Source organism: Microcoleus sp. CZ3-B2 (genome assembly GCF_036705055.1).
In the GTDB taxonomy this organism is placed as follows: Bacteria; Cyanobacteriota; Cyanobacteriia; order Cyanobacteriales; family Microcoleaceae; genus Microcoleus.
The window spans coordinates 53,900-73,676 of the sequence record NZ_JAUBTN010000002.1 but is presented as its reverse complement, the minus strand read 5'-3'; the positions used below and the strand labels follow the sequence as shown (position 1 = coordinate 73,676).

Below are 19,777 nucleotides of genomic sequence, written 5' to 3'. Positions count from 1 at the left end.
CCTCACAAGAGTGTTTGTAGGGTGCATCGCTGGCGATAAATCCCTAAAAAAATAGACAATCTCGATCGCGACGCACTTTTCACATAGACTGGATAAAATAAACAAAACATTTTTGTTTTACCTGAGTCTATTGGGGCTTTTTCATGGGGAAGGGCGGGTTTATTTAACCTATCTGCTGCGTTTAAGTTTGTTGCTGAACCCGTCCCTATAGAATGATTGATAATGGTGCAAAATATCAGTTATACCCAACTTTTTCTCTCTTCCTTCTTCCCTCTTCCTGATGACGTTGGACGGAAAGCTCCGGGGAGACAGCACTAATGACTAATGACTAATGACTTCTTCCTTCTTCCCTCTTCCGACGGACTTACATCGGTTACATCCGTGACATCCGTGACATCCGTGACATCCCGTACATTGCTCGTTGCCGAACTTCCCTCTTCCTTCTTCCTTCTACTTATGAGTTATGTTGCTGAAAATGCTTTAATCGTACAGAGCGATCGCTCAATTTTACTAGAAGTTCACGCCCCAACAGCACAAAAAGCGCGAGAAGCGATCGCCCCCTTTGCCGAATTAATCAAAAGTCCCGAACACATCCACACCTATCGGATCACGCCCTTAAGCGTGTGGAATGCGCGGGCGGCGGGAATGTTAGTTGAATTGATGATCGCAGCTTTGCGAAAGTATGCCAAATATGACATTCCTGAATCGGTAGCGCAGGAAATCGAACTGCTTGGTACGCGCTACGGATTGACGGTAATTGAAAGGATTGATGCGGAAAATCCCGATTTACAACTGCGGATTGCCGATCGCCCGCTGACGGAGTTGCTAGTGCGGGATGAGCGCGTAAAACCGCTGTTAGGTAAGCGGATTTCGGATCTTTGCTTTCAAGTCGATGCGGGGAATCGCGGTGTACTCAAACAAGCTTTGCTAGCAGTGGGTTATCCGGCGGAAGATTTAGCTGGATATGTCGAAGGTGCCGAGTTAGCAATTGCGTTGCGCGATCGCACTTTAGGAAGCGACTTACCCTTTAATTTACGTGCCTATCAAAAGGAAGCAGTAGAAGCATTCTATCAGAGCGGAGAGGTTAGAGGTGGCAGCGGTACGATCGTCCTACCCTGCGGCGCGGGTAAGACGATTGTGGGGATGATTGCGATGAGTTTGGTGCAGCAAAAAACATTGATTCTCACCAGCAGTTTGACTTCGGTGCACCAGTGGCGCAGGGAAATATTAGACAAAACGAGTTTAACTGAAGATGCGATCGCCGAGTACAGCAGCAACAGCAAAAAAACGGCTTCTGTTACTCTCTCGACTTACCAAATGCTCAGTTATCGATCGACTAAAGATGATGAATTCCCGCATTTCGAGTTATTTAACGCGCAATCCTGGGGACTGATTATTTATGATGAAGTGCATCTATTACCCGCACCGATATTTCGGATTACCGCCGACTTACAAGCGCGACGCAGGTTAGGTTTGACGGCGACATTGATTCGCGAAGACGGGAAAGAAGGCGATGTTTTCACGCTAATTGGCCCCAAGCGCTATGACGTACCTTGGCGGGAATTGGAAGGACAGGGATTTATTGCTACAGCTCATTGTACCGAAATCCGTGTCGCCCAAAATGAGGCGGAAAAAATGGAATATGCCCTAGCGCCCCGCCGCAGTCAGTTTCGGATTGCTGCGGAAAATCCGGGTAAGTTGGATGTGGTGCAAAGTTTGTTGCAAAAGGAGGCGGGACACCGTATTTTAATTATTGGTGAGTTTCTGGAACAGTTGGATGCGATCGCCAAAATTACCGAATTGCCGCTGATTACGGGGAAGACAAAACAGGCAGATCGCGATCGGTTATACGAAGCATTCCGTCACAAAGAAATTCCCGGATTAATTCTATCTCGCGTGGGCAATTTTGCCGTCGATTTACCCGATGCCGATGTGTTGATTCAAGTATCGGGAAAGTATGGTTCTCGCCAAGAAGAAGCGCAGCGCCTCGGACGAATTCTCCGCCCGAAATCTGACGGACACACTGCTAGTTTTTATACATTAGTATCGCTACAAACTTGCGAGGAAGATTTTGCGCGACACCGCCAACTGTTTCTGACTGAACAGGGCTACAGTTATACTATTGAGGTTCAAGGCGATGGTTAGCCGTCGGCATAATAGACCTTTTGCAAAATCTCAGCTCGATCCAAAAGGGCGATCGGCTGCTGACAGTGCAAATTTGATATAATAGAATAGGTAAAGTGTGGAGTACGCACCCTACAAAAACACGCTCGATGTGCAGGTAAAAATCAATGACACAAACACTCGATATCGAAAAAATATTATTAGATAATCTGCGGATGCTTTCGACAGATAAACAGCAGGAAGTGCTCGATTTCGTGCAATTTCTAGTACACAAATTGCAGCAGACACAAGATTTATCAAAAGAAAGTTATGAGTACAGCAGTTCGCTAACACAACCGCCACCACTCAAGCTATCTTTCACAGAAATTGCTAAATTGCCGATCGCGGAACGCCATAAAATACTAGCACCATATATGGCTGTCACAGCCCAAGATTTTTTGACCGATCCTGAATTAACTGAATTTTCTGTACTCGACAGCGAAGACTGGGAGACTGAATATGACTCTTAACTCGAAACGAGGAGAGATTTGGCTAGTACAACTAGATCCAACCCGAGGCCAAGAAATTCAAAAAACTCGATCGCCAATTGACGCTATTATTGTCCGCGTCCTGGTTTGCAATCTGCAAAACCTAATGCCTCTGTGTCAAGGAAACTAGCGATCGCCATCTCAATGACTGCTTCGATTGGGTATTCAATTTCAGCAGCACGAGCAATTAGGGCAGCACGAATTCGTTCAGGAAAACGTCCTAAAATAACTTCGGCATCAGCGAGGGAAAGTTGCTCTTGAAGTTTGGCTTGCATGGCTTTACATCTCAGTTGGAATTTGGACGTTGTAAGGGGGTTCAGCAGCTCTTAGAATGATGGCTTCTAGCTCTAATAGTAACGCAGGGTTCTGCCAGTGAGAAATTGTCTGTACTGCAATCCGTATGTCTTCATCGCTATATTTATCGAGCCATGCCCACAAAAAAGCTTTGTGCCCACCACTGAAGCGACCTCGTAAGCTCTTGGTTTTACCGATGTAGAGCAATCCATCAGTTCTGTGCCTGATTGCATAAATGCCAGGACGCGCAGGAATGCTCTCAAACCTACGAGTCAAGGGTTGACATTGCTCAAAAGGAATGAAAGCAATCGCGTCTAGAATTCTTCGCGCTTGGATTTGTATGTCAGAATCATTCGTTGGCATGAAGGCAACAAGGCTAATTGCACAGAAATCATAATCCCACAAATTCTGTTACAACCATCATAAACTGCAGCGAAAGGCTTCTGGCTACTGCTCTTCAACTCTCTAGCTGATTAATAAGTTTAGCTGCCAACTCTTCTGCTAAAGATAGTATGCTTATGACCATTTTGACATCATCTGAGTCGAAAGACGTACTAAATGTGTTGGTCTTACTTGAAACCAAGAAGTGCAACCTTGTCTTTTTATAGCTCCAAAATAGGAAGTGTGATGTTTCACTAGAGACTGTCACGGCTAAAGTCTCACTAACTTCACCGCTCAGGACAAAATCTTCTGAAAATCTTCCTGAATATTTCTGTTGTTGAAGAAATTCCATTTTCTGGTGCGCTTTTTTAAGATCGCTTACCAATTTAGGAACCCTGGAACTGGATACAACAGACACTCCAGGTGTATATCTTCCATCAGGACCCGGAACAAAAAAGCGAATGTACCACTTACTCTTCTGTGCAGCATTACGATAAGCAACTAATGATGCTGTAATGTTCGGCAATTCCAGATCTTGCTCAAGTTGTCTAGGATTCATGGTGACAATTCAACACAGTCATACACAGTGTTCCCCAGTTGAACCTTCAATGCTCAACTGATACCTTCAAGCTACTATCTCAACCCAGGTTTAGCGACTTAACTTATAATTCTCTTGCAGTTGCGGTACAATACCTGATATAATAGAAGAATACCGCAGATTACTCAGGTATGTCAACCCCTTTTTACCCCCGTCGGAATCTCCTTTTCTTAATCGAGTTCGGCGCACCATCCGACTCAAGCATCTTACTCGTCGCACTTAAAAAAGTTATCTTTATTACAGACTAGACTATTTATTTGCATCATCAGCGACATCACAAGACATGGGAGTTCAAGAGATTCGTGTTTATCTTTCCTAACCTAAATTCTGGAATATCTAATGTCTAGACGTGATAATTTACATTTCTCCCTGCGTCGCACCCTTGAAAAAGACGGATGGACAATTACGGACGATCCTTTAGTCTTAGTGCTAGAGCAGACTCTTTTGAAAGCCGACTTAGGAGCAGAAAAGTTTTTCAATGCCGAAAAAGAATGGCATAAAATCGCTGTTGAAATCAAAGACATTGATTGGTAAGGGCGATCGCCCGCAGAGCGAGCAAGTCAGCTATAATCATATAAGTACATTAATTTTACTGTTAGTGTAAAACTCCCATGAACCAACCAGCAAAAACTTTCACATATCCAGTGATTTTTTTGAGACTCGGAAAGCTCGAAAAAACATTGTTAGAAAATTTGCGACTGCTTCCGACAGAAAGGCGACAGGAAGTTCTTGACTTTGTGCAATTTCTCGTACACCAAGCACAAAAAGTAAAACAGCCACCGAATGAAAGTTCTGAATCTAATATTTCGCAAACAGAACTACCGCATTCCAAGCGCTCATTTATTGATTGTTTAAGGGTATTAGTAGAATCCCCTCCTATACTAGAACCGTTTGTAGAGATAACAACCCAACAAGATTTAACCGCTGCCCAATTAACAGAGTTTTTTGCAGTCAACAGCGAAGAATATTTAATTGATTCAGCTATTACTCGCAGTCACGACGCTTTTTTGAAAGGCTACGCACCCGAAGACGAAGGACTTTATGACGACTATTGAACCTGGTGATTTTTGGGTGGCAAATATTCCTTTTACAAACGGCGCAGACTCTAAAAAACGCCCCATACTTTTGCTGTGGTTGGATGGCGAGGATGTGGTAGCAGCAGTCGTCACCTCTGCCAAACCCCGCAGCCAAACTGATGTATTTCTTAATGATTGGTCTGTCAGCGGTTTGCGCGTTGCTTCAACAGTGCGTTTGTCTAGATTAGATTGTTTGGAAAAGTCTTTGTTGCTAGCGAAAATCGGGCAAATTTCTCAAGCAGATGCAGCAGCAGTGAAACAAGTCTGGGAGTTGTACGTTAAGCCTCAATTTTAATGATAATTCGATCGCCCTCAACTCCCCAACTCCCCTCCAACTCCCCCAGCCCACCCCAACCACAATAGTTAATAAAAACTTTACAAAACTTACCATGTCGCCCAACATGAGTTAGAGTTATCCTAGAAAATCCAGCAATCCTGCAAAGCGTCAACCTTCTCGTCACTTATCCAGTGGTTCGATGACTCAAACCCAAAGCACTAAAACCGCCACCGCACCAGCAATTTATTCCTTGACAATTGCTCCCGCCTGTGTATTGCGGGGTCGATCGGCGATCGCACAAGCCGGAGATGCGATCGCCCGTTTCGGAAAGCGGCCGCTAATCGTCGGCGGCAGCAACTCCCTCGCCGCCGCCCAACCCTACCTGCAACCAATCCTCGAACAGCAGCAGTTACAATCCGCCGAAACACAATACGGCAACGATTGCAGCGAAAGGGGCCTCGAAACCCTCCGCGCAGCAGCCCAAACCCATCAAGCCGACTTCATCATCGGTGTCGGCGGCGGCAAAGCCTTAGACGCAGCCAAACTCGTCGCCCATCAGTGCAAAATCCCGATCGTCACCATACCCACATCAGCAGCCACCTGTGCCGCTTGGACAGCCCTTTCTAACATTTATTCCGAACAAGGTGCATTCCAATACGATGTCACATTAGCCAGATGTCCTGACTTATTAATCCTCGACTACGGCTTAATTCAAACCGCACCACAGCGGACATTAGTAGCAGGAATTGGAGATGCGATCGCCAAATGGTACGAAGCATCAGTCAGCAGCGGACACTCCGAACAAACCTTGATAATTTCGGCCGTCCAACAAGCTAGAATACTGCGCGATATATTATTCCAAAAATCAGCAGCCGCCCTCAAAGAACCCGGTAGCGAAACCTGGCAAGAAGTCACAGACGCAGCCGTATTGCTAGCAGGAGTAATTGGCGGCATCGGCGGAGCCCAATGTCGCACCGTCGCCGCCCACGCCGTCCACAACGGCCTAACTCATCTATTAGCAAGTCACGGCACATTGCACGGAGAAAAAGTCGCCTACGGCATCTTAGTGCAACTGCGACTAGAAGAAATGCTGCAAAACAATCAACTTGCCGCTAGCGCCAGACAGCAACTGCTAAAATTCTACGCCGAGATTGGATTGCCCCAAACTTTAGATAACCTAGGACTCGGAGACATTACCATAGCAGAATTGCAGCGCGCCGCCGACATAGCCTGCAATCCTAATTCCGACATCCACCGACTGCCTTTTAAAGTTGTTCCCCAACAATTAATGGCAGCGATGGTTTCTACCACCGCACCTGTGGGAGAATTAAAGATTAAGAATTAAAACAGTTTGTAGTAAGGACTAAAGTCCTGAAAAGGCTGTGCTAGCAAGGACGAAAGTCCTTACTACAAACCAGGAAAACTGACAACTGACAAAAAATAAATGACCTTGGATTGGATTACCCCTGCTGACAGGTTGCAAAAACTACCGCCCTACGTATTTGCCCGTCTCGACGAACTCAAAGCCCGCGCCCGCGAACAAGGACTCGATTTAATAGACTTAGGAATGGGAAACCCCGACGGTGCCACTCCTCAACCAGTAGTAGAAGCCGCTGTCGCAGCCATCCAAAATCCTGCAAATCACGGCTATCCACCCTTTGAAGGAACTGCCAATTTCCGCCGCACAATTACTAAATGGTACAGCCGTCGCTACAATGTTGAACTCGATCCAGAAAGCGAAGCATTGCCTTTGTTGGGTTCCAAAGAAGGTTTAGCACATTTTGCGATCGCCTATATCAATCCCGGCGACTTAATATTAGTACCAAGTCCTGCTTATCCCGTATTATTTCGCGGCCCGATTATTGCCGGCGCAAAAGTTCACAATATCATTCTCAAACCAGAAAATGACTGGGTAATTGACTTAGCCGACATTCCCGACAGCGTAGCCGAACAAGCCAAAATCCTCTATTTCAATTATCCCAGTAATCCGACGGGAGCAACAGCACCCCGCGAATTTTATAAAGATATTGTTGCTTTCGCGCACAAACATCAAATCTTGCTGGTTCACGACTTGTGTTATGCGGAATTAGCCTTTGACGGCTATCAACCGACAAGTTTATTAGAAATTCCCGGCGGTAAAGAAATCGGTGTCGAATTTCACACCATGTCCAAAACTTACAATATGGCCGGCTGGCGCGTCGGTTTTGTAGTAGGAAATAGCAAGATAATTCAAGGTTTGCGAACCTTAAAAACTAACCTAGATTACGGTATATTTTCCGCATTGCAAACCGCAGCAGAAACAGCGCTGCAATTGCCAGATAGTTACTTGCACGAAGTGCAGGAACGCTACCGCACTCGCCGCGATTTCATGGTTGCAGGACTGGCAGAATTAGGGTGGAATATTCCTAAACCTCTGGCTGCAATGTATCTTTGGGTTCCCTGTACTCCGGGGATGAGTTCTACGGATTTTGCTTTGAATGTTTTGCAGCAAACCGGTGTTGTCGTGACTCCTGGCAATGCTTTTGGGCCGGGCGGCGAAGGATATGTGAGAATTAGTTTAATTGCAGATTGCGATCGGCTGGGAGAAGCATTGCGGCGCTTGAAACAAGCTAATATTCGCTATTAGTCAGTAGTCATTAGTCATTAGTTAGTGGTCATTAGTTAGTTGTTATTGGTGATTTGTAGGTTGTTAGTTGTTATTGGTTATTTGTTATTTGTTGTCGATCGTAACCAATTATTAACTACCAAGGACTAATGACTAATGACTAATGACTAATGACTGCTGACTGCTGACTGCTGACTACTGACTGCTGACTGCTGACTAATGACTAATGACTAATGACTAATGACTACTGACTATAACCTTTTAATTTGCTCAATCACCCAATCAAAAGTTTCCATAACTTGCTTCAGTGCAGATTCATCTTGCAAAGTAAACAAAGCCAGACTCGGCGACCTTCTCTCACCTGGTTCTATAGGCAACGACAGACCGATCGAACTCAGTTTACTTCTCAATTCCAGCCAATTCTGTTCCGCATTAAACGGCGGCTGGGAACCGTAATTATCAGCAGAAATCTCCATTCTGCCAGCAATATCTACAGTGAATAACTGATAGGGTTTTCTTCCCCTTTGAGGCAATTGAGCGGCGAAACCGCCGTAGGCATCCCCCGTTCCCCACTGGATCTGAACTTCGGGTTCTTGACTTTTCGCCCAAAGGTAAATTGCTTTTGCCATTTGCGCCTCATCCGCGCCCCGTCTAACTTTGATTTCCGCAAAAAATGACGATTCATCCCAGCGCCTTCTTTCGCGCGTTGCGCTGGATTTTTTCTGCTGTGCTTCCGCTGTCTGGCCGATGACTCTGGGAACCAATGTTTTCAAACCGTCTTCACTTACATACTGCTTAATTTCCAGTGCAAAAACTTCAACCGGGTCCATTTGTTCGTTAAGAAATTCCACAACTCGGCGCATTTCAGCGGAAATCTCGTCAGCGACAAACACTAAGCGAATTTTACCCGCTTGCAAATTAGTTTTAACCTTCTGCCAAAACCTATCTTCATTAGCATCCGCGCCCAGAAACTCTTCAAAAATCTGTTCTGGATCGCGGCCCCGATCGCGACAATTCGCTTCAAACAGAGCAATAATTGAATCGACTGGCCAGTGAACTACCGCATTAGCAGCATAGTCGATCGACTGACCCAAAACTTTTTGCCGCAGTTCGGCATTAGGAGTTCGCCTGACATCCACCAAAGTAGGAACTGCATTTTGGTCGAGAAATAAATGATCCAGCGACCACTGGACGGCTGTTTCCTCATCGGTGGGCGCTGCTGCTTCCCGCGAAATTAACAGCCACCTGCGCGCCGTCGCCCGATCGATTTGGTCTCCCGCGATCAAATTCGGATAAGTTACTAGCAAATCTTGTAACTGGTCTTCCGAGTCGTAGGGCTGTTCCATCATTTCTACCAGCCTGTCGTCGTCCTGAATCAGATAAATACCTCCAGCCATGCACATCCACCTAGTAAATTTTAGATTTTAGATTTTAGATTTTAGTCATTAGTCATTAGTCAGCAGTCATTAGTCCGCAGCCAATTAGTTCTCAACGGGGAAGACCTTAGTCAGAATTCAAGAAAAATTTTGAATTATCCAATTTGATTTTTTTGTCAATCATACAAAAAACTGCCTTAAACCACCCATAGATGACTAATGACTAATGACCAATGACTGATGACCAATGACTAATGACTAATGACTAATGACTAATGACCAATGACTAAAGACTAATACAACCAGTAAATACTCGCTGTGCCGGCCCGGTCATGTAAATCCGCCCAGAAACTTCGGCCCATTCGATTTCCAAAACGCCGCCGGGGAGTTCAACAGCAGTTGTCCGATCGCACTTAGCGACCAACACTCCAGCTACCACAGCAGCACAAGCACCAGTCCCACAAGCTAGAGTAGCACCTGCGCCTCTTTCCCACACCCGCATTTTTACGTAGTCCGATCGTATTACTTGAATGAATTCAGTATTTGTGCGCTGCCCGAAGGCTGGGTGGTGCTCGAACACAGGCCCGACAGTTTCTAAAGCAACAGCCGAAACATCGTCTACAAAAGTAATGCAGTGAGGATTGCCCATGCTGACACAGGTAACAGACCAAGATTTACCCGCTACCTCGATCGGCATATCAATAGCTTTAGCATCCGGTGCGGCCAAAGTTGTCGGAATTTCCGCAGCCAGCAGCCGGGGAACTCCCATATCCACCTTAACTTGACCGTCCGATCGCAATTGGGGGCTAATCACACCCGCCAGAGTGTGGATGCGGTACTGAGTTTTCGCCTTCTCGCCTTCCAAATCGGCGATAAACTTAGCCAAACAGCGAATTCCGTTGCCGCACATTTCCGGTTCCGAACCGTCGGAATTAAAAATCCGCATCGTATAGTCAGTGCCGTTTTGACCCGGAAGAGCAAAAATCACGCCGTCTGCCCCAATGCCAAAATGTCGATCGCACATTTCGACAGCTTGTTCTGGTGTTATCACCGGTTCCGGGGAGTGGCGGTTGTCAATCAGAATAAAATCATTGCCCAGTCCGTGATACTTCGCAAACTCGATCGGCATAAAAAACAAACCTCTTTTGGTTAAAACTGATTAGTTGATAGACTTCTAAAGTCATTAGTCATTAGTCATTAGTCATTGGTACTGGGCATCCCGTATCTTCCTAGTCCTGAGTCTGCCGTTGGCCATTAATAGAGTTCCCCCATAATTCCTGTGAAACAGGCATCCCGCCCGTTCTTGAATATTTTTGGGGACACATCTAATGACTGATGACTAATGACTGATGACTGATGACTGATGACTAATGACTAACTTACCCATTTCCCAGTATGTCTGAATTTGAGACCGGATTGCCCAGCATTCGCCTAATACAAAGCTACATCAAAGACAAAGAACAGGTAGAAATCAAACTCACGACCGGCGACTTGCTAGTCGGCAGAATTTTTTGGCAGGATCATAGCTGCCTTTGCCTCGTAGATGCCTCAGAAACACAAATTCTGATCTCGCGACCAGCAATTGCCTATATCAAACCTAACCGTTGAGGAGAGGGGGAAGAGGGGGGAGAGGGGGAGAGGGGGAGAGTGGGAGATGGGGAGATGGGGAGAGTGGGAGAGGGAAAAATCTTCCCTCGAACCTCTTTCTTCTTCCCTCGAACCTCTGACTAATGACCAATGACTAATGACTAATGACTAATGACTTCAAAATGACTAATCGCTAAACAGCTTTTCGCTGACTTGAGCCGTGACAAAAGGCAGCTTTAAGGCAGGTTGCGGAACCGGGGGCGAGGCCGTCCGCTGCATCAAGCCGAGCTCGTAGAAGCCGCCGCACAGCAGCAAACGATCGCCCTCTAGCAAACTGCTAGTTCCATCCGGCCAGCGAGTAAATTTCCCTTCCCGGCGGATCGCCCGCACTTGCACGCCGTACTGGGCGAGTACATCTACCTCTGACAGTTTTTTGCCAGCCCAAGGGCTTTTTGGTGGCAGCCTCAGCCACTGACAAGAACTGTCGCCATGCGGCACAGAAACTTCCCCCTTCGCCAGCAATTCAAAACTGATGAGTTCTTCCGGTTCTCCCACGACAAAAACTCGATCGCCCAACTGCAAAGCTGTCTTTCCGTTGGGATAATCAATTTCCTCGCCATCTTTGCGGACGATCGCCATCACGCTGACCCCTGTCAACTGCCGCAAATTAGTTTCTTCCAGAGTCATGCCGGCGATCGGAGAGCCCTGTGGCAAGTTGTACCACTCGCTGTTCATATCTCGAACCGCCACCTTCAAATCCCGCGAAATCGCCAAAGGTTCGCGCGCCGGCCGCAATTCCAGATAGCGGCTGCTGCGAATTTGCTGGACTTCCCGCCCGATGGCCATTGGCGAGACACCTATGCCGCCGAGCAAGTGGGCCGACAGTTCTAAACTAGCCTCAAACTCTGGCTGCACAACTTCCCACGCACCTAGTTGATAAAGCAGTTCGATGTCTTTATCTTGGTTGGCCTGCACGACAATATCCAAATCGGGAACTAATTCTAAAGCCCGCTTCAGACACAAGCGAGTGCTCATGGGATCGGGAAGGGCGATCGCCATTGAAGCAGCCCGTTCGATCCCGGCAGATTCCAAAACGTGCAAGCTAGCAGCATTCCCGTAAATGTAGGGAATTCCTAGCACTCTGCAATCTTGAATTCTCCTTTCTGACTCATCGATCACCACAATTGAACAGTTGCGGCCCTGCAGTATTTTGACTAAATTTTTGCCGACTCGCCCGTAGCCACAAATCACAACATGATTTTGTTCCGGCAAATTTTCCGCGATTTCCACAGGTTGAGATGTTTCGTCAAAATATCGCTGCAAAGGCCCGAAATTTTCCGCCCAATTCAATAATTGCGGCACACTTCTCAATACAAACGGAGTCAGCACCAAGGTGACTGCTGTCGTTCCTAAAATTAATAGATAAACTTCTCGCGAAACCAGTCCCATCATTTGACCGGAACTAGCGAGTACAAAGGAAAATTCTCCGATTTGAGCTAAGCCCAAACCTACGATCAATGCTGTTTTTAACGGATAACCAAATAGTCGGACGAGGGGCGTGATTATCAAAAATTTGCCAACAAATACTAGAAATACCAGTCCCAGAATTAATTCTAGATGGCTCCAGAGAAACATCGGGTCGATTAACATACCGATGGTGACAAAAAATAAGGATGCAAAAATATCTCGCAAAGGCTCAACGTAAGTTAGAGTCTGGTCGGCATATTCCACCTCAGAAATCATTAAGCCCGCCACAAATGCGCCCATCTCGATCGAGAAACCCAAATATTCTGTCAGCAGCGCAATACCTAAAGCCAGAACCACAACTCCCAGCAAAAACAGTTCGCGGCTTTCTGTTTTCGCGAGATAGCGCAGCAATTGCGGGACAATCCAAATGCCTGCAACTACAGCACCAGCAGCAAATAAGCCGATCCGCAGCAGAGCCCAAGCTACCGTCATGCCGATCGCCTCTGCAGGCTCGTTGAGAGCCGGCAAAACTGCTAACATCAGCCCCAATGCTAAGTCTTGAACTACTAATATTCCCAGCATGACTTGGCCGTGGGAAGTACCGCTTTCGTTGCGTTCCATCAAGCACTTGAGTACAACTGCTGTAGAGGAAAGCGACAAAATCGACCCTAAAAACACGCCTTGAGCCGGCGATTCTACCCAGCCCACGCCCAAGGAAATTGCAGTTGTAAAGGCGATCGTCAGCACAATTTGCAAGCCCCCCCCGCCCAGACTAATTGCTTTAACTTTCTGGAGTTCGGCGAAGGAAAACTCTACTCCCAAAGCAAACAACAGAAAGGCAACACCGAATTCAGCGAGGGTGTCTACCTGAATTAATTCTTTAATCAGCCCCAAACCTGCAGGCCCAATTACGATCCCTCCTAGGAGGTATCCGAGGATTACTGGCTGTCGCAACAGCGATGCAAAGAGTCCTCCTGCTGCGGCAGCAGCGAGAACTATAACTAAGTCAACGATCAGTCGGAAGTCTTCTTGCACAAGTTTATCAAAAAAGTGTAAAGTTATATTATAGTGTTTAATGTGTTGACTGTGTTTGGCGCGTTAATTTCATCCATAAACCCATACAATCGCCCGACGACCGTCGTGCAGAAAGTGCAATTTTAGACCCAAGTTCAAGCTCTGGTGATTCATCTGTCGAATAAATTTAAAATTTAAAAATCTAATATCTTAAGGAGAAACAGAACATTTTATACTATGGTTCAATCTCTACTAATGGCCCATTCTATTATGTTTAATTTGCCTAGGATTACGCCATTACCTCAAGCCTAGGACGAGGATTACGGGACAGGTTAAAACTAACTAAATCTACCATAGATTCAGTTAGTTTTAACAAGTTTGGGCGCGTTAGTCAGGGAATTTATTCTACGAAACGTATGGCAGACAACGTGAGGATTTGTAGGAGATTTTAGGACAAGATCAAAAAGGTGAGAAGTTGAGATTTTCTAATTTTCTAGTGAAAATTTGAAATGGGAGAATGCAGGGAGTGAAGGAGTGCTCCATCAATACCTCATTTTGAGGATTACTGCCATATATTGCTGTTATTGCTAGCTAAAATTTAAAACTTAATGATTGATGTAGGTTGGAATTAAATTAGGTCGCGTGCGGCGAATTGAATCAATAGCTAGCTGGTTGTTTTGATTGTCGCACTTGCCAAAGTAAAGTTTTATTTGAGTTGTCAAAAACGAATTCTGTTTATATTATAATATTTGAGCTGTATAGCCAACAAAAATATATGGCTGATAAAAGTTAAGGAAAGCTAACAATGAGAACGACGGTGAATCGAGGCAACAGCAAGCTAAGTGCGGAAATAGTTGCAGGTGGGATTTTACAGGGGCGAGGGTTGAAAGCAAACCAGCTAACCACCACAAAAGTTACGCACGTCAAGGCAAAAAACCCTGTTTCTGCATCAAGCATCTCAAGGGAACAGCAGCGATTTTCCAAGCAACCAGGTTTTTTGCGTAAGTGCTACGCTAGTTCGATCGCGCCTATGGTGGCCGGCTTGATGAGTTTTGCCCTCCCGGTGCAAGCTTTGCAGGTAGTTGTCACTCCACAAAATCCCGAACTGGGAGATACGCTGTCAGTAATTATTCAGGTTGACGGTAACGGCGGGGAAACTCCAACAGTTTCTTTACAGCAGAAAAACTACCCCGCGTTTCCAATGGGTAACGGCCGCTTTCGGGCTCTGTTACCGACGACACCGGTAGAGAAACCCGGTGCCCGCGTTTTAGAAGTCGCAGGTGACGGACAGATACAGAAGTTGAACGTGCAAGTGCGCGATCGAAATTTTCCCACTCAGTCCATCTGGCTACCTCCGGGTAAAGACTCCGAAGGTACAGATGCCGAGTTCGATCCCGTAGACGCATTTAAAGCACTGGTGACACCCGAAAAGTTTTGGAACGGCAAATTATTGCGCCCTAACTCTGGAGAAGTTACCACTATTTATGGCGTGCAGCGATACTATAATGGAGTATTTGCTAAAGACTACTACCACCGCGGCGTGGATTACGGCGGTGCTTACGGTTCCCCTATAATCGCACCCGCAGCAGGTCGGGTGTCTCTGGTGGGACGCGAATCCCAAGGGTTTAAAATCCACGGAAATGTCGTCGGTATCGACCACGGTCAAGGGGTAGCAAGTATTTTGATGCACCTCAGCCGAATTGATGTCAAGGAAGGCGATTTCGTCAAAGCCGGTCAAGTAATCGGTGCTTTGGGGTCAACTGGAGCTGCGACAGGCCCTCACCTGCACTGGGGACTTTACGTGCACGGGCAGTCTGTCGATCCCGTACCTTGGCGGCTTCAGGGAATTGAGTAGGAATTTATACGGGTTTTGACGAATAAAGCCGTCAATTATGGGGTAAGTTTGTGGCTAGGGTGTTTAGATAACTGTTATGGGTTATCAGTATTGAGTTAGGATTTGTCTAAAAATTCTCAACTCAATCCTCAAAACTCGAATCTCAAAGGGAATTGAGTAGGAATTTTTACGGGTTTTGACGAATAAAGCCGTCAATTATGGGGTAAGTTTGTGGCTAGGGTGTTTAGATAACTGTTATGGGTTATCAGTATTGAGTTAGGATTTGTCTAAAAATTCTCAACTCAATCCTCAAAACTCGAATCTCAAGACGCTAACAATAGCGTCTTCACAAAACTCTATTAATGATGCCGTTGAGTGGGAAGCATATATGAGTATTGAAAAAATTGTTGAACAAGCTTTGCAAGACGGCTATTTAACGCCCTCTATGGAAGCTGAGGTGGGACGGATCTGCAACACGGCTTCGGAATTGTCGATCGAAGAGTATATGGCTCTCGATCGCCTGATGGGCTCGTTGTTAACCGGGGAAGTCGTGGTTCTGCCCCGCAAACAGTTCATCAACGTGATGGAAGAGTTGGTGCTCAGCGAGGCGATCGCCAGGGTGGCCGAGATTGAGGAGAAGACTGACCTGAGTCTGGATGTGGGAGATATTGCGGCTTATGCTTTAAATAGGCTGCCGCCTCTGTATGCTACTACGGAAGAGGGAGCTCATTTTCAAAGAGCTAGGGCTAAAGAACAACTTCACGATTTGATTTCCAAAGAAGTCAACGCAGCGATCGCCCGCAACTTGGACAGGCCAGACACCCCAAACCCCACAGCTTTGGGCAAGTCTTCTGGAAACGAAGTTCTTTCACAGCTAAGCACTTGGCTGCAAGCTAACGCCACTAATTTTGAGCAGCAGCCTTAGTACAACAAACTACTCTATCTTGCTTAAATCAATCCCGCTCTCTTGAGAGAAAGCGGGATTTCTAGTTCTTGAGCAACCCAGATCGATCGCGCGTCCGGTTCATTTAGCGGACACAATGTAATATCAAATCCTCTCTTCATCGGAATAGTAAATTCACAGTTAACAGTTAACAGTTAACAGTTAACCGTTAACATCACCAGGAGTGCGACTGGAATTGATATGACTTGTTTTTTCCAACGATTAATTGTTGCTGTCAGAAGAGTCTGCCGTGGGGCTGACGGTAACTTTTGCCTCTCGCTTTTCCCGTTTTTTCCGTTCCGCTTGGATGACATCTTGAAGCACTATTCGCGCTTGGGCCATTTTTTCCAAATTGCTGCGGTACAAATCTAAATCTTTGCTAACTTTTTCTTCAGGGAGGTGCAAGGCCGCACTGATTTTGGCGATCGCGCCGTTTCGCGTTTCTTGGTCTTTTACCATTTCGGGGTCGGCTTTTTCTAACAACGAAAACAAGCCGATCGCGAACAAGCGACTGTACTTAAATTGAGGGTTGCTGGCGATCGCCCCTAAAGATGCTTGCAAATCTCCTGTATCTTCAAAGCTGGTGGAGCGATCGAGCCACGAGAGCAAATCTGACCCAGAAAGTCTGCCCGCCATGCTTTCCAAGCGCTGAGCGTCTTGTTTGTAGCGTTCGGGATCGTCTTCTAGGGACTTACACAAAGCGTTAAAAATCGAAAGTCTGTCTGCTTCAGGGACGTACCCGAGCATGAATCGATCGAAAGCTGTCACCACGCCCAAAGCATAAATCGGGTCGTATTGAAAATCGGCATTCGCCGAAAGCAAGTGCATTTCTACCATCAACTCTTCCACCACCCGACGGTAAATTGAGTTGATCGGTCGAGTGTGAATCGTATAGAAACTTCGCTTAGTATCTGAAACTGTACGGTTATTGTTCACCTGATGTCTTATAGATAAATAATTTTGCAGCAGCGCGCGCCGCGTGAGTAAAGTCGTGAAAGTCTATGGGCTTTGCTGACAAAAATTGCCAGTTTTTTTTTTATTTGTACCAGCCCTCAAGCGAGGCAAAATTTTATCTAAAAGATTTTGCGCGCGATCGGCAGCCACAAATAAACTGTCGCACTACCAGGGCAAAACCCAAGTATCTTTACAATCATAGCTCTTCTGGGATCGCTCACCAATCTAATCTTCTGACTTGCCCGCCCAGAACTGGCAACCCATATCACAATAAATGCTGAATGTCAAGTCTAAATACTGAAAAATCCAACAAATATGACAATTTCTCCTGAATTAATAGCTTTAGCCCAGTACATGGCGGGCGAATTTGACAACCGGGAACAAGCGCTAGCAGACCCGGCTTGGTACGTCCACCTTCGTTTGTGGCAAAGACCCCTGCCTGCGGATATATTTTCCGAGCCTGGGATTGCCCTGTTTGCCGAACAAGCCAACATTCTGGAACTAGACAAGCCCTACCGCCCCCGCATCGTGCAACTGAGGCACGCAAAGACAGCGCCGGGACTTATAGAAGCTCAGTATTATATGTTCAAGGATATTGCAGCCGTCAAAGGAGCAGGTAGCAACCCCGACTTGTTAGCAAAACTAACCAGGGAGGAAATCGAATTCCTCCCTGGCTGCACCCTCTCCGTGGCGGTGCAAAATTTAGCCTCAAACCGCTATCGTTTTCGGGCATCTCTGCCGGAGGGAACTCACTGCGGCTTTGCCTACGGCGGGCAAAATTACCAAGTAGACTTGGGATTTGAAGCAGCAGGGGAGGAATTTCTCAGCTACGACAAAGGAATAAGCCCCACGACAGGCAAGGCTATCTGGGGAGCTTTAATGGGCCCTTTGAGATTTGTCAAGCGCCAAGATTTTGCTTCTGAGATACTGGCCAATAGGTTTGGGAGCAAATCAGACGGCGGTTGAAACCGCGTCTAGACAAATAAAATCAGCCTCCGTGGACTAAAGAAGAACAGCGCGTAATTTTCACCGTCTTTGTCTTTAACCTGCACAGCTGCAGGTTTTGTTTGACTTTCTGGCGATTGCAATCGCGCGGTCTTCTTCTGCGGAGACAAGTTTTGTTTGACAAGAAGCGGTTTCAACCGCCGGATTTTCTGGGCGAGTCTCAAGCTTAAATTGTCCTTACGCCGCAACCGATATCGGCGGGAGCGCTCAACTGGCGCGCGGCACCCCCTCTAAAGCTTCTTCTTCCGTTTCAAAGATTTCAAACACAGAATCCATCATGGTGACTTCAAACACCAGTTTGGCTTCTGGATGAACATTGCAAATGCGGAAACTTCCCTTAACTTTATCCGCATCGCGCATACCGGCTACCAATGAGGTCAGGCCAGAACTATCGATAAAGTTTACCTGACCAAGATTCACGACGACATGGCGGCTGAGTTTGGAAATACACTCTTGCAACTTGAGGCGGAATTGCCAAGCTGTCGTGATGTCCAACCGTCCTGTCGGTGCTAAGACGATAACTGTTGTACCGTCAGATAGCGTGTGGGTTTTTTGATCAATATGAATCACTGACCCTTCCCTCAAATTTATTACTATTTATCGCGGTGGTTACTTTCCCAGTAGTTTAACTCAGGTCGGTGACTGCTGAGGCATCCAATTCGCCCAATCTTGCGGTTTTAAGAACTTCGAGTAGAGTTCGGCTTCTGGAGAGTTGGGTTCTGGCTCGAAACAATACTCCCAGCGTACCAAAGGTGGCAGGGACATGAGAATCGATTCGGTGCGTCCGTTGGTCTGCAAGCCAAAGGTTGTGCCTCGATCGTACACCAAGTTAAATTCAACGTAGCGGCCGCGGCGGTAAAGTTGGAAATCGCGCTCGCGCTCGCCGTATTCTTTCGATCGGTGCTTTTCTATAATTGGGGTGTAAGCCGGCAAAAATGCGCGACCGCAGTCCTGTACGAAGGCGAACAGCGACTCCCAGCTTCTGGGTTCTGGGTTTCCGGCATTCTTGCTGTATTCAGCAGCTTTTCCTTTGACATTCTGGTCGCGGTAAAGCGGGCCTTGACCGTTTTGGTAGTCAAAAAACAGGCCGCCTACACCGCGAGTTTCTTGGCGGTGCGGCAGGTAGAAATATTCGTCGCACCAGAGTTTAAATGTCTGGTAATAGTCCGAGTGGTGTTTGTCGCAAGCTGCTTTCAGAGTTTTGTGAAAATGAGCTGCATCCTCAGCCAACGGGTAATAAGGAGTCAAATCGACACCGCCACCAAACCACCAAATCGGCCCAGCCTCAAAATAGCGGTAATTGAGGTGAACCGTAGGCAAGTAAGGATTGCGGGGGTGCAGCACCATCGAAGTCCCAGTCGCGTAAAAATCGTGACCTGCCGCTTCTGGGTGCTTCGCAAGAATCAAAGCCGGCAAACTTTCGCCCCAAACTTCGGAAAAATTAACTCCGCCTTGTTCAAAAACATTGCCTTCGCGCATCACGCGAGAACGTCCGCCCCCGCCTTCGGAGCGTTCCCAAGAGTCTTCCTTAAATTTGCTGCCACCGTCGAGCTGTTCGAGGGCTTGACAAATTTCATCTTGTAGGGTTTTCATAAATTGGCTGACTCTAACTCTAGAGTCAGCGGGCGGCAAAAACACAGAAGAGTTGGTTTTAAGTGTGGTAGAAACTGTCATAAGAATTTCTGTTGTCAGATTTGAGTCTTAGACGGGGGATG

20 protein-coding genes are annotated in these 19,777 nt (G+C 46.7%); 11 read left to right on the top strand and 9 right to left on the bottom strand.

Annotated elements, in window-relative coordinates:
- The first annotated feature begins 324 nt into the window (after nucleotides 1–324).
- The gene (locus QUA97_RS01390; RefSeq protein ID WP_333192376.1) at nucleotides 325–2,145 is read left to right on the top strand and encodes a DNA repair helicase XPB; all 1,821 of its coding nucleotides are present in this window, start codon (nucleotides 325–327) and stop codon (nucleotides 2,143–2,145) included.
- A gap of 146 nt (nucleotides 2,146–2,291) precedes the next feature.
- On the top strand, nucleotides 2,292–2,633 hold the full coding sequence (locus QUA97_RS01385) for a hypothetical protein (protein WP_333192373.1): 342 nt from the start codon (nucleotides 2,292–2,294) through the stop codon (nucleotides 2,631–2,633).
- Between the two features lie 86 nt (nucleotides 2,634–2,719).
- Here QUA97_RS01385 and QUA97_RS01380 read toward each other — a convergent pair whose 3' ends face one another.
- From QUA97_RS01380 to QUA97_RS01370, 3 genes are read right to left on the bottom strand one after another with little or no spacing between them, the layout of a single operon-like run.
- Nucleotides 2,720–2,926, bottom strand: a complete 207-nt coding sequence (locus tag QUA97_RS01380; RefSeq protein ID WP_006631417.1) for a hypothetical protein — start codon at nucleotides 2,924–2,926, stop codon at nucleotides 2,720–2,722.
- A gap of 4 nt (nucleotides 2,927–2,930) precedes the next feature.
- Nucleotides 2,931–3,350: a GIY-YIG nuclease family protein gene (locus QUA97_RS01375; protein WP_333192370.1), complete on the bottom strand. Its 420-nt coding sequence runs from the start codon at nucleotides 3,348–3,350 to the stop codon at nucleotides 2,931–2,933.
- 52 nt (nucleotides 3,351–3,402) lie between these two features.
- The gene (locus tag QUA97_RS01370; RefSeq protein WP_106148801.1) at nucleotides 3,403–3,885 is read right to left on the bottom strand and encodes a hypothetical protein; all 483 of its coding nucleotides are present in this window, start codon (nucleotides 3,883–3,885) and stop codon (nucleotides 3,403–3,405) included.
- Nucleotides 3,886–4,263: 378 nt separating this feature from the next.
- Between QUA97_RS01370 and QUA97_RS01365 the strand changes: the two genes are divergently transcribed.
- The 5 genes from QUA97_RS01365 to QUA97_RS01345 all read left to right on the top strand — a co-directional run bounded on the left by QUA97_RS01365 (nucleotide 4,264) and on the right by QUA97_RS01345 (nucleotide 7,903).
- On the top strand, nucleotides 4,264–4,458 hold the full coding sequence (locus QUA97_RS01365; protein WP_041623044.1) for an element excision factor XisH family protein: 195 nt from the start codon (nucleotides 4,264–4,266) through the stop codon (nucleotides 4,456–4,458).
- 77 nt (nucleotides 4,459–4,535) lie between these two features.
- The gene (locus tag QUA97_RS01360) at nucleotides 4,536–4,979 is read left to right on the top strand and encodes a hypothetical protein (RefSeq protein ID WP_333192364.1); all 444 of its coding nucleotides are present in this window, start codon (nucleotides 4,536–4,538) and stop codon (nucleotides 4,977–4,979) included.
- Nucleotides 4,966–5,295, top strand: a complete 330-nt coding sequence (locus QUA97_RS01355) for a type II toxin-antitoxin system PemK/MazF family toxin (protein WP_333192361.1) — start codon at nucleotides 4,966–4,968, stop codon at nucleotides 5,293–5,295. The genes QUA97_RS01360 and QUA97_RS01355 overlap by 14 nt, the downstream gene beginning before the upstream one ends.
- A gap of 181 nt (nucleotides 5,296–5,476) precedes the next feature.
- Complete coding sequence (locus QUA97_RS01350; RefSeq protein WP_333192358.1) at nucleotides 5,477–6,622, top strand: iron-containing alcohol dehydrogenase family protein; 1,146 nt, start codon at nucleotides 5,477–5,479, stop codon at nucleotides 6,620–6,622.
- 99 nt (nucleotides 6,623–6,721) lie between these two features.
- On the top strand, nucleotides 6,722–7,903 hold the full coding sequence (locus tag QUA97_RS01345) for an aspartate aminotransferase (RefSeq protein WP_333192356.1): 1,182 nt from the start codon (nucleotides 6,722–6,724) through the stop codon (nucleotides 7,901–7,903).
- Between the two features lie 230 nt (nucleotides 7,904–8,133).
- Here QUA97_RS01345 and QUA97_RS01340 read toward each other — a convergent pair whose 3' ends face one another.
- Together QUA97_RS01340 and dapF are read right to left on the bottom strand one after the other, a co-directional pair.
- Nucleotides 8,134–9,279: a hypothetical protein gene (locus tag QUA97_RS01340; protein WP_194067415.1), complete on the bottom strand. Its 1,146-nt coding sequence runs from the start codon at nucleotides 9,277–9,279 to the stop codon at nucleotides 8,134–8,136.
- A 265-nt stretch (nucleotides 9,280–9,544) separates the two neighbouring features.
- Entirely contained in the window at nucleotides 9,545–10,387 is an 843-nt protein-coding gene (gene dapF, locus QUA97_RS01335; protein ID WP_194067414.1) for a diaminopimelate epimerase, read from the bottom strand.
- Between the two features lie 266 nt (nucleotides 10,388–10,653).
- Between dapF and QUA97_RS01330 the strand changes: the two genes are divergently transcribed.
- On the top strand, nucleotides 10,654–10,866 hold the full coding sequence (locus QUA97_RS01330; protein ID WP_194067413.1) for an Hfq-related RNA-binding protein: 213 nt from the start codon (nucleotides 10,654–10,656) through the stop codon (nucleotides 10,864–10,866).
- Between the two features lie 165 nt (nucleotides 10,867–11,031).
- Here the strand turns inward: QUA97_RS01330 and QUA97_RS01325 are convergent, their stop codons facing one another.
- On the bottom strand, nucleotides 11,032–13,347 hold the full coding sequence (locus tag QUA97_RS01325) for a cation:proton antiporter domain-containing protein (protein WP_194066059.1): 2,316 nt from the start codon (nucleotides 13,345–13,347) through the stop codon (nucleotides 11,032–11,034).
- A gap of 784 nt (nucleotides 13,348–14,131) precedes the next feature.
- Here QUA97_RS01325 and QUA97_RS01320 point away from each other — a divergent pair.
- Nucleotides 14,132–15,181: a M23 family metallopeptidase gene (locus QUA97_RS01320; protein WP_442922466.1), complete on the top strand. Its 1,050-nt coding sequence runs from the start codon at nucleotides 14,132–14,134 to the stop codon at nucleotides 15,179–15,181.
- A 367-nt stretch (nucleotides 15,182–15,548) separates the two neighbouring features.
- A complete protein-coding gene (locus QUA97_RS01315) occupies nucleotides 15,549–16,085 on the top strand; it encodes a late competence development ComFB family protein (RefSeq protein ID WP_194010712.1) in 537 nt (178 codons plus the stop codon).
- A 240-nt stretch (nucleotides 16,086–16,325) separates the two neighbouring features.
- Here the strand turns inward: QUA97_RS01315 and psb29 are convergent, their stop codons facing one another.
- Entirely contained in the window at nucleotides 16,326–17,039 is a 714-nt protein-coding gene (gene psb29 / locus QUA97_RS01310) for a photosystem II biogenesis protein Psp29 (protein ID WP_194066062.1), read from the bottom strand.
- Nucleotides 17,040–17,372: 333 nt separating this feature from the next.
- Between psb29 and QUA97_RS01305 the strand changes: the two genes are divergently transcribed.
- Nucleotides 17,373–18,023: a chromophore lyase CpcT/CpeT gene (locus tag QUA97_RS01305; RefSeq protein ID WP_194066063.1), complete on the top strand. Its 651-nt coding sequence runs from the start codon at nucleotides 17,373–17,375 to the stop codon at nucleotides 18,021–18,023.
- Between the two features lie 246 nt (nucleotides 18,024–18,269).
- Here the strand turns inward: QUA97_RS01305 and QUA97_RS01300 are convergent, their stop codons facing one another.
- Nucleotides 18,270–18,632 (bottom strand): STAS domain-containing protein, encoded by a 363-nt coding sequence (locus QUA97_RS01300; RefSeq protein ID WP_106149243.1) that lies wholly within the window; start codon nucleotides 18,630–18,632, stop codon nucleotides 18,270–18,272.
- 60 nt (nucleotides 18,633–18,692) lie between these two features.
- Nucleotides 18,693–19,736: an oxygen-dependent coproporphyrinogen oxidase gene (hemF, locus tag QUA97_RS01295; RefSeq protein ID WP_194066064.1), complete on the bottom strand. Its 1,044-nt coding sequence runs from the start codon at nucleotides 19,734–19,736 to the stop codon at nucleotides 18,693–18,695.
- Nucleotides 19,737–19,777 lie beyond the last annotated feature (41 nt).